At 69.7% G+C, this 8,533-nt stretch carries 8 protein-coding genes and 1 pseudogene; 1 reads left to right on the top strand and 8 read right to left on the bottom strand.

Features of this window, described 5'->3' with window-relative positions; translation table 11 throughout:
* The 7 genes from AAHM41_RS37100 to AAHM41_RS37070 all read right to left on the bottom strand — a co-directional run.
* On the bottom strand, nt 1–1,142 hold a 1,142-nt coding region (locus AAHM41_RS37100), incomplete at its 3' end, for a GMC family oxidoreductase (RefSeq protein WP_342241661.1).
* Nucleotides 1,139–1,936: an ABC transporter permease gene (locus AAHM41_RS37095; RefSeq protein WP_342241660.1), complete on the bottom strand. Its 798-nt coding sequence runs from the start codon at nt 1,934–1,936 to the stop codon at nt 1,139–1,141. The genes AAHM41_RS37095 and AAHM41_RS37100, both read right to left, overlap by 4 nt.
* 2 nt (nt 1,937–1,938) lie before the next feature.
* Nucleotides 1,939–2,835, bottom strand: coding sequence for an ABC transporter permease (locus AAHM41_RS37090; RefSeq protein WP_342241659.1), 897 nt, complete (start codon nt 2,833–2,835; stop codon nt 1,939–1,941).
* A 27-nt stretch (nt 2,836–2,862) separates the two neighbouring features.
* Nucleotides 2,863–3,906 carry an ABC transporter substrate-binding protein gene (locus AAHM41_RS37085; protein WP_342241658.1) on the bottom strand — a complete coding sequence of 348 codons (1,044 nt, stop codon included), beginning with the start codon at nt 3,904–3,906 and terminating at the stop codon, nt 2,863–2,865.
* 40 nt (nt 3,907–3,946) lie between these two features.
* A complete protein-coding gene (locus tag AAHM41_RS37080) occupies nt 3,947–5,254 on the bottom strand; it encodes an NAD(P)/FAD-dependent oxidoreductase (protein ID WP_342241657.1) in 1,308 nt (435 codons plus the stop codon).
* 14 nt (nt 5,255–5,268) lie between these two features.
* Nucleotides 5,269–5,982: an HAD-IA family hydrolase gene (locus AAHM41_RS37075; protein WP_342241656.1), complete on the bottom strand. Its 714-nt coding sequence runs from the start codon at nt 5,980–5,982 to the stop codon at nt 5,269–5,271.
* A 40-nt stretch (nt 5,983–6,022) separates the two neighbouring features.
* Entirely contained in the window at nt 6,023–7,105 is a 1,083-nt protein-coding gene (locus AAHM41_RS37070) for an ABC transporter ATP-binding protein (RefSeq protein ID WP_342241655.1), read from the bottom strand.
* A 187-nt stretch (nt 7,106–7,292) separates the two neighbouring features.
* Between AAHM41_RS37070 and AAHM41_RS37065 the strand changes: the two genes are divergently transcribed.
* A complete protein-coding gene (locus AAHM41_RS37065) occupies nt 7,293–8,234 on the top strand; it encodes a LysR family transcriptional regulator (RefSeq protein WP_342241654.1) in 942 nt (313 codons plus the stop codon).
* A 75-nt stretch (nt 8,235–8,309) separates the two neighbouring features.
* On the opposite strand, the pseudogene AAHM41_RS37060 reads toward AAHM41_RS37065, so the two are convergent.
* A pseudogene (locus tag AAHM41_RS37060) lies at nt 8,310–8,533 on the bottom strand (transposase); the annotation flags it as partial.

Below are 8,533 nucleotides of genomic sequence, written 5' to 3'. Positions count from 1 at the left end.
ATCAGGGTCAGGAAGCCGCGCGAGCAGGATTTGTTGACCCAGAAGAACAGACTTCCCATCCTCAGGCCGACCGAATGCCAGCCGGAGCGCGACAGGATGGCGGCATGCATGTCGCCCTGCGGCAGGCCGTTCAGCCCCGACGAGAACCGCCAGATCGCCTGTTCGTGGTGCTCCCCACGATCTCTCACCCGCATCGGCGGCGGCAGATAGGCGGCCACAGCGATGGAGGGATGCTCCATCAGATTGCGGCCGACGCCCGGGGCGTTCGCGACCACCGGGATCCCGAGCGGCTGCAGCTCGGCGGCCGGCCCGATGCCGGAGCGCAGCAAGAGCGCGGGGGTGTGGATGGCGCCCGCCGTGACAATGACCTCGCGGGCATCGATCACCTGCGGCCGGCCGTCCGCGCCAGCGATCTCCGCGCCGGTGGTGCGGCGGCCGTCGAACAGCAGCCGGTCGGCGCGATATCCGGTCAGGATCGTCAGGTTGGGCCGGCGGCGGACCTCGGGCGTCAGATAGGCGATCGAGGTCGGCAGCCGCTCGCCCCGGTCGCTGACCGCGATGGCGCCGCGATACGTGCCGTCCTCCCAGGGGCCGTTCTGGTCGGCCCGGATCGGGTAGCCGCGCCGCTCCAGCGTCTGCATCACCCGGAGCACGAAGGGCGAGACCCGGTCGTCGCCGATGCGCCGGATGGTGAGCGGCCCGTCCGACCCGTGCAGCGGGCCGGCGAAGTCGCGGTCGGCCTCGATCCGGCGGAAATACGGCAGGCAGTCGTCCCAGCTCCAGCCGGCGGCGCCCAGCGCCTCCCACTCGGCGTAGTCCGCGGGCGAGCCGCGATTGGCCATCAGCGCGTTGATGGCGGAGCCGCCGCCGAGCAGCTTCGCCTGCTCGTAGCGGCGACTTGTGCGCGGCGCCGCGTTCGACCGGCCGTAGCCCATCAGCGCCGTCAGCGCGCCCCAGATGTTCGAAGTGTCGAGATAGGCCCGCCCGGGATAGCGGCTGAGGATCTCGGCCGGGGCATTGTCTGCAGAAATGTCACGCCCCGCCTCCACCAGGATGACGGAGCGGCCGGGATCCTCCGACAGCCGCGCGGCCAGGACGCAGCCGGCGGAGCCGCCGCCCAGGATCAGGCAGTCGGCCCTCATCCGGCGGCGGCCCGCCTTCGCTCCGCGTTCCAGGCGCTGAGGGAGGCCAGCACGACGATGACCAGGGAAACGGCGGTCAGCAGCGTGCTGATGGCGGCGATGGTCGGGTCGATCTCGTCGCGCAGCGAGGTGAACATGCGCTTGGTCAGGGTCTGGTACTGGCCGCCGGACACGAACAGGGCGACGACGGTCTCGTCCAGCGCCGAGATGAAGGCGAACAGCAGGCCGGAGACCACGCCGGAGCGGATCTGCGGCAGGGTCACGGCGAAGAAGGTGCGGAACCGGTTCATGCCGAGGCTGAGCGCCACCATCTCCTGCGCCGGGTCAAATTTGCGCAGGCTGACCAGCACCGAGGTCACCACATAGGGCAGCCCGAGCATGACATTGGCCAGGATCAGCCCGGTCATGGTCGCCAGCAGCCCGACCTGGGCATAGACCAGGAAGATGCCGACGGCGGTGATCACGATCGGCACCACCAGCGGCAGCAGCAGCACCACCTGCAGGCCGCGCAGCAGCTTGGATTGGGTGAGGTTCAGCGCATAGGCCGCCGCCGTCCCCATGATGGTGGCGAGGACCGCGCTCGACCCGGCCACGATCAGGCTGATCTTCGTCGCCTGCATCCAGGCCGGGTTGCCGAGATAGGACTCGTACCAGCGCAGCGACCAGGAGGGCGGCGGGAAGGACAGGAACCGCGCGCCGGAGAAGGACATCGGCACGACGATGACGATCGGCACCACCAGCCAGACCAGGACCAGTGCGACGAAGCCGTACAGGAAGAAGCGGGTGATGTTCATGGTCACCTCGCGCCCATGATCCGTTCGAACGGGATGAACAGGCTGGCGACCCGGAAGATCAGGAACACGCAGGCCAGGAGGACGACACTGATCGACGAGGCCGCGCCCCACTCGTTGTAGACCTCGATGTTCCGGGAGACGAGCATCGACACCATGTAGGTCCGGCCGCCGCCCAGCAGCTCCGGCGTGATGTAGAAGCCGAGCGTCAGGGCGAAGACCAGCACCGCCCCCGCGATCACGCCCGGCAGCGACAGCGGCAGGAACACGCGCAGGAAGACGAAGCTCGGCGACCCGCCCAGGCTGGCCCCGGCCATGGTCAGCTCCCGCGGGATCTTCTGCATCGCCGCGTAGAGCGGCAGCACCATGAAGGGCAGCAGGATGTGGATCGTCGCGATCACGGTGCCGAGCTCGTTGTTGACGAGCAAGAGCGGGCTGTCGATCAGGCCAAGATCGGTCAGCGCCGAATTGATGATGCCGCGGCGCTGCAGCAGGATGAGCCAAGCGTAGGAGCGCACCAGCACGCTGGTCCAGAACGGCAGCACCACCAGCGCCAGGATCACCACCCGCCAGGTCGGCATCACGGCCGCCGCGACATAGGCGACCGGATAGCCGAGCAGCAGCGTCGCCAGGGTGACGGTGAAGGCGATGCGGAAGGTCTGCAGGAACGACATCCAGGTGGCGTCGTCGGTCAGGAACCGCTGGTAGTTGGCCAGCGTGAACCCGCCGTCCTGCCGGATCGACTGCCAAGCCAGCCAGCCGAGCGGCACGATCAGCAGGCAGACGATCATCGCCAGGGCCGGCGCCAGCAGCAGGAGCGTCAGCCGCTGCTCGCGACGCTCCTGCGACACCGACGGACCGATGGTCGGCTGCGAGACCGAAGGACTAATGGTCACGGACATGGATGACCCTGCTTCAACCGCTCGGGGTTACTGCTGGATGAAGGAGGCCCAGCGCTTCAGCACCTCCTCGCCGGCCGGAGAGCTCCACCACTCGGTGGACACCAGCACCTGCTTGGCGGCGTTGTCCGGCGCGCTCGGCATCTCCGCCGCGCGCTCGGGCGAGATCTTGCCGGTCTTGTAGGCCTCCGGATTGGCCGGGCCGTAGTCGATATAGGCCGGGAAGTTGGCCTGGATGTCCGGCGCGATCGCCGCGTTGACGAACTTGACCGCGGTGTCGAGGTTCGGCGCGCCCTTCAGGATGCACAGCGAGGTGTTCTGCAGCATGCCCTGGTTGTAGGTGAAGCCGACCGGCGCGCCCTCCTTGGCCACGGCGGAGACGCGGCCGTTCCAGGCCATGATCATGTCGGCCTCGCCATCGGCCAGCAGCTGGGCGGACTGGGCGCCCGAGGTCCACCACACCGCGATGTTCGGCTTGATCTCCTCCAGCTTGCGGAAGGCGCGGTCCACATCCAGCGGGTAGATCTTGTCCGGCGCCACGCCGTCGGCCAGCAGCGCCGCCTCCAGCGTCGCCAGCGGGTGGTTGCGCAGCGCCCGGGTGCCGGGGAACTTCTTCACGTCCCAGAAATCGGCCCAGGTCTTCGGTGGGTTGTCGCCATACTTCTCCGTGTTGTAGGCCAGGACGCTGGAATAGAACTCATAGGCCACCGAATACGGCGTCTTGTAGTCGTCCGGCAGGCCGGCGGCGTTCGGGATCTTGGCGAAGTCCAGCTTTTCGATCATGCCCTGCTGGCCGCCGCGTACGCAGTCCTTGGTCGGCGTGTCGACCACGTCCCAGATCGGCTTCCCGGTGGTGGTCTGGGTCTTGATCACCGGCCAGGCGTCCGGCGCGCTGTCCTGGTTGATGGTGATGCCGAGAAGCTCGGCGGCCGGGTCGAGGATGGCCTTGGTCTGCGCCTCCTGATAGGCGCCGCCCTGCGACACGAAGGTGATCTGCTCGGCGCCGGCGGCGCCCGCGGCCAGCGCGCTGATGGCGGTGAGGCCGGCGGCGAGGAGGTGAAGCCTGGATCTCATGGTCCTGTCTCCCTGTTTCGTTGGCCGGTCACCCGGCATGTCACAGCCCGACGGCGTCGAGCATCTGGTACCAGCCGGCAACGGCCCGGACCGCCGGCTCGCGCAGCGGATAGAACGGCACCGGCGCCAGCCGTCTGGCGTCGAGCAGCCCGACATCCGGCGTCTCGCCCCGCACGAAGGCGGCGAGATAGCGGCCCATCAGGCTGGCCATGGCGACGCCGGCGCCGTTGTAGCCGAGGGCAAACAGCAGCCCGTCGTCGCGCCGGCCGACATGCGGCACCGAGTCCAAGGTCATGGCGACCAGGCCGGACCAGCTGTATTCGACCCGGATGTCGGCGAGCATCGGGAACAGCGCCACCATGGCGCGGCGCAGCGCCGCGAAGGCGGCGGGCGAATCCGCCTTGCCGAAGGCGCCGCGGCCGCCGAAGACGAAGCGGCCGTCGACGATCCGGAACCAGCGCATCATCCGCCGCGTCTCGCTGCAGATCCGGCGCGTCGGCAGCAGGCTTGCGGCGAGGTCCGGCGGCAGCGGCGCAGTCGCCAGGATGGCACTGCGGAACGGCACCAGCGTGCGCTGCATCGCCCGCGTCGCGCCGGTCAGGTCGGAATAGGCGTTGGTCGCGATGATCGCCTGCTTCGCACGTACCCTGCCCCGCGGCGTCTCCACCACCACCGCCCCCGGCTCGCGCCGGATCGCCAGGGCCGGGCTGTCCTCATGAATGCGCACGCCGCGCGCCGACAGGCCGGCGGCCAGCCCGCGCGCATAGTTCAGCGGATGGATGCAGCCGGGGCCGCGGGTCAGCGCGCCGCCGACGAAGCCGTCGGAGCCGAGCTCCGCCCGGACCTCGTCGCGCGACAGCAGGCTGATATGGCCGTCGCCCATCTCGGCCTTCATCCAGTCCGCCTCGGCGGCGACCGCGGCCAGCGCCCGTTCGGTGTGCGCCGCCTTGACCAGCCCGACCCGGGCGAAGCCGGCGCTGTCGATGTCGAACTCCTCGACCAGTTCCTCGACGGCGTCGACCGCTTCATGGCCCAGCTCGTACATCCGCCGCGCCATATCCCGGCCATGGGCCGCGGCGATGGCCGGGAGGGACAGGCGGAACTTCGGGGTGACGAAGCCGCCGTTGCGGCCGCTGGCCCCCCACCCGACCGCGTTGGCGTCGAGCACCAGCGGGGCGAGCCCGCCGGCGGCGATGTGGCGCGCCGCCGACAGGCCGGTGTAGCCGGCGCCGATGATGACCACATCCGCCGTCGCGTCGCCATCCAGCGCCGGCAGCCGCGGTGCCGGGCCCCCGGTCGCGGCCCAGAGCGAGTTGACGCCGGGTCTGGGGGAAGGAAGGGCCATCATCGGCGCGCGTCCGGTCAGGCGGCCCGCGGCTCGGCCGCCTCGACGGCGTCGGCGAGCTGCTGCAGCGTGGCGAAGTGGAAGTCGGGCGTGGTCAGCGTCGGCACCGCCGGGGTGCCGCCGAAGCCCTGCTGCCCCTGCCGGCGCTCGATCCAGCAGGTCTTGTAGCCGAGCTTGCGGGCGACGCCGATGTCGTGGTGCTGGCTCTGCGCCACATGCAGGATCTCGCCGAACTTGTAGCCGAAGGCCGATTGCCGGCCGCGGTTGAAGGAGAAGAAGTTCGGGTCGGGCTTGGCCGTGCCGGTCTCGTCGGCGGTGACGCTGTCGTCGAAGGGCTGGCCCAGCGTGTTGGCGTAGCTGGAGAAGGCGGTGCGGTCGGCATTGGTCATCGCCACCAGCCGGAAGCGGCGGCGCAGGCGGCGCAGCGCCTCGGCGGAATCGGCGAAGGCCGGCCAGCGCAGCACGTCGAGCTGGAACGCCCCGGCCGCCAGGTCGTCGGCCGGCAGCTCCAACTCGCCCGCCAGCGACTTGTAGACATGGAACATCGCCTCGCTCGACCGGTACGCATGGGCGTCGCGGCCGCGCTTATAGGCCTCGAAGATCCGGTCGTCGCTGAGCCCCTGCGCGGCGCGGCCGCCGATCCGGCGGACGGAGTCGAGGATTCCGGTCTCGAAGTCGATCAGGGTGCCGACGACGTCGAAGGTGAGGACTTTGAAGGCGCTGAACGGCATGTCTGCTTCTCGGTTGTGAATCGGGAGGAACGGCGCGGGCTCAGGCAGCGCGCGGCACGATGATGGTGTCTTCGGGATGCAGGGTGACCGCGATCCGGCCGCCGACCGGCGGCACGCTGCCGCGCGCCGCGTGGTGGCTCGGCTGGCGCAGGCTGAGCACGGTGCCGTCGTCGAGGGTCAGGAACACCTTCAGGCTTTCGCCCTGGTAGATGATCTCCGACACCAGGCCGGACAGCCGGTTGGCGCCGTCGCCGCCGTCGCCGGCATCGATCAGCAGCTTCTCGGTCTGCACCGCCAGCAGCAACTCGCCTGCCTGCGGCAGCGGCCGGCCGGAGCGCAGCACGGCGCCGCCGAGCGCCACCCGGTCGGGGCCGGCCCGGGTGACCGGCAGCAGCGCGGCTTCGCCGATGAAGCTGGCGACGAAGCTGTCGGCCGGGTGGTCGTGCAGCCGCTCCGGCGTGTCGATCTGCACCAGCCGCCCGTCGCGCAGGATGGCCACCCGGTCGCTCATGGTCAGCGCCTCGCGCTGGTCGTGGGTGACGTAGACGATGGTCGCGCCCAGTCGCCGGTGCAGATGGCGCAGCTCGATCTGCATCGCGTCGCGCAGTTGCTTGTCGAGGGCGGAGAGCGGCTCGTCCATCAGGATCAGCCGCGGCTCGAACACGATGGCGCGGGCCAGGGCGACGCGCTGGCGCTGGCCGCCGGAGAGCTGCGAGATGCGGCGGTTCTCGTAGCCGGACAGCTCGACCATCGCCAGCGCCCCGGCCACCTTGCCGGCCCAACCGGATTTCGGCAGGCGCCGCGCCCGCAGCGGGAAGGCGACGTTCTCGCCCACCGTCATGTGCGGGAACAGGGCGTAGCTCTGGAACACGATGCCGATGTCGCGCTTGTGCGGCGGGGTGAAGGTGACGTCGCGCTCGCCGAACCGGACCGACCCGGCGGTCGGCTGGATGAAGCCGCCGAGGATGCTGAGCAGCGTGGTCTTGCCCGAGCCGGACGGGCCGAGCAGCGAGACGAACTCGCCCGGCGCGATCGTCAGGCTGACATCGTCGAGGGCGCGGAAGGCGTCGTAACGCTTGCTGACGGAACGGATCGAGACGCCCGTGCTGCCGTGCTGCGTCATGGTCGTAGCCTTGTCCCTGAGCGCCGCGCATGCCATGGCGGCATGAGCGGCCGTCACCGGAGCCGTCGCATCGTTCTCCGCCGGGCGGGCGATGGCGTGCCGGGATCCTTGTGTCGTGGGTGGATCACAGCAAACGACCGGGGCCAGAGCAATTGCGAAAAGGTTGGCCGGCCCATAAACTCAGATCATGACCCAGCTGCGTCGGATGCTGCCCTCCTCCAACGCCCTCTTCGTGTTCGAGGCGGCGGCGCGCTGCGGCAGCTTCACCCGCGCGGCGGCGGAGCTGAACGTCACCCAGCCGGCGGTCAGCCGGATGTTGGGCCGGCTCGAAAGTCATCTCGGCGTGCGGCTGTTCGACCGCTCCGCCGCCGGCATCGTGCTGACCGAGGACGGCCTGTCGCTGTACCGCCGCATCGCCGAAGGGTTCCGCGGCATCGAGGCCGCGATCCGCGAGATCGAGGTCAAGCGCACCGGCACCGAGACGGTGACGTTGTCGCTGTCCACCGCCTTCACCACCCATTGGCTGATGCCGCGGATCAACCGGCTGCAGAAGGAGTTCCCGTCGGTCGACCTGCGCTTCCAGCTGATCGCCGGGCCGCTGCATGGGCCGGTCGACGACGTCGATCTGGGCATGCGCTTCGTCGATGGCGGCGATGCGGGCCACGAGACGTCGCTGGTGATGCGCGAGATCATGCTGCCGATCTGCAGCCCGGCCTATCTCGAGCGGCAGAAGGCGACAGGCGACGGCAACACCATCATCAGCCTCGCCGGCTCCGACCCCGCCTGGCCGGATGCGTTCGAGGACCTCCGCGACGACCGAGCCGGGCCGCGGAGCACGCTGAGCTTCTCCGACTATGCCATCGTGGTGCAGGCGGCGCTGCTGGGCCAGGGCATCGCGCTGGGCTGGGTGACGGTGTCCTCGCACTGGCTCGGCACCGGGGCGCTGGTGCCTGCCGCAAGCAGCCTGATGTGCACCGGCCGGCTGTGCCAACTGGTGCATTCGCGGGCCCGGCCGATGCGCACGGCCGTGGCCGAGATCCGCGACTGGATCATCGCCCAGACCCGGTCGGATGTCGGCGCGCTCGATGCGCTCTATCCAGAGCTGGGGATCGGCGCGGCGGCGTTCTGACGGATTCTGCCCCGAGGAGTTAAGGACAGTCGAAACGATAACCGATTCAAAAATTGTTAGAGTCTGTTTGGAAATTCACGGATGGGCGTTTCGGCGGAGCATGATGCCGCCCATGGCGACGAAGATCATGGCGCGGGAGACGTCGATGCGCTTCTCGTAGTCGCGCACGAGACGGCGCCAGCGGATCATCCAGCCGAAGGTCCTTTCGACACCCAGCGGCGCGGCAGGACCTGGAAGCCCTGTTGGCCGTCGCAGCGGCGGATGATCTCGACGACGAAGTCGAGGTAGGCGGCCTTGTC

The sequence above is a fragment of the Inquilinus sp. OTU3971 genome, assembly GCF_038440215.1.
Note: the sequence above shows the minus strand (reverse complement) of the source record. Positions and strands in the feature narration are given on the sequence as shown.

Bases quoted from the DNA above. Each gene is read 5' to 3' on its own strand.
- AAHM41_RS37080 (WP_342241657.1), bottom strand. From the start codon at position 5,254: ATGATGGCCCTTCCTTCCCCCAGACCCGGCGTCAACTCGCTCTGGGCC.
- AAHM41_RS37095 (WP_342241660.1), bottom strand. From the start codon at position 1,936: ATGAACATCACCCGCTTCTTCCTGTACGGCTTCGTCGCACTGGTCCTG.
- AAHM41_RS37085 (WP_342241658.1), bottom strand. From the start codon at position 3,906: ATGAGATCCAGGCTTCACCTCCTCGCCGCCGGCCTCACCGCCATCAGC.
- AAHM41_RS37090 (WP_342241659.1), bottom strand. From the start codon at position 2,835: ATGTCCGTGACCATTAGTCCTTCGGTCTCGCAGCCGACCATCGGTCCG.
- AAHM41_RS37070 (WP_342241655.1), bottom strand. From the start codon at position 7,105: ATGACGCAGCACGGCAGCACGGGCGTCTCGATCCGTTCCGTCAGCAAG.
- AAHM41_RS37065 (WP_342241654.1), top strand. From the start codon at position 7,293: ATGACCCAGCTGCGTCGGATGCTGCCCTCCTCCAACGCCCTCTTCGTG.
- AAHM41_RS37075 (WP_342241656.1), bottom strand. From the start codon at position 5,982: ATGCCGTTCAGCGCCTTCAAAGTCCTCACCTTCGACGTCGTCGGCACC.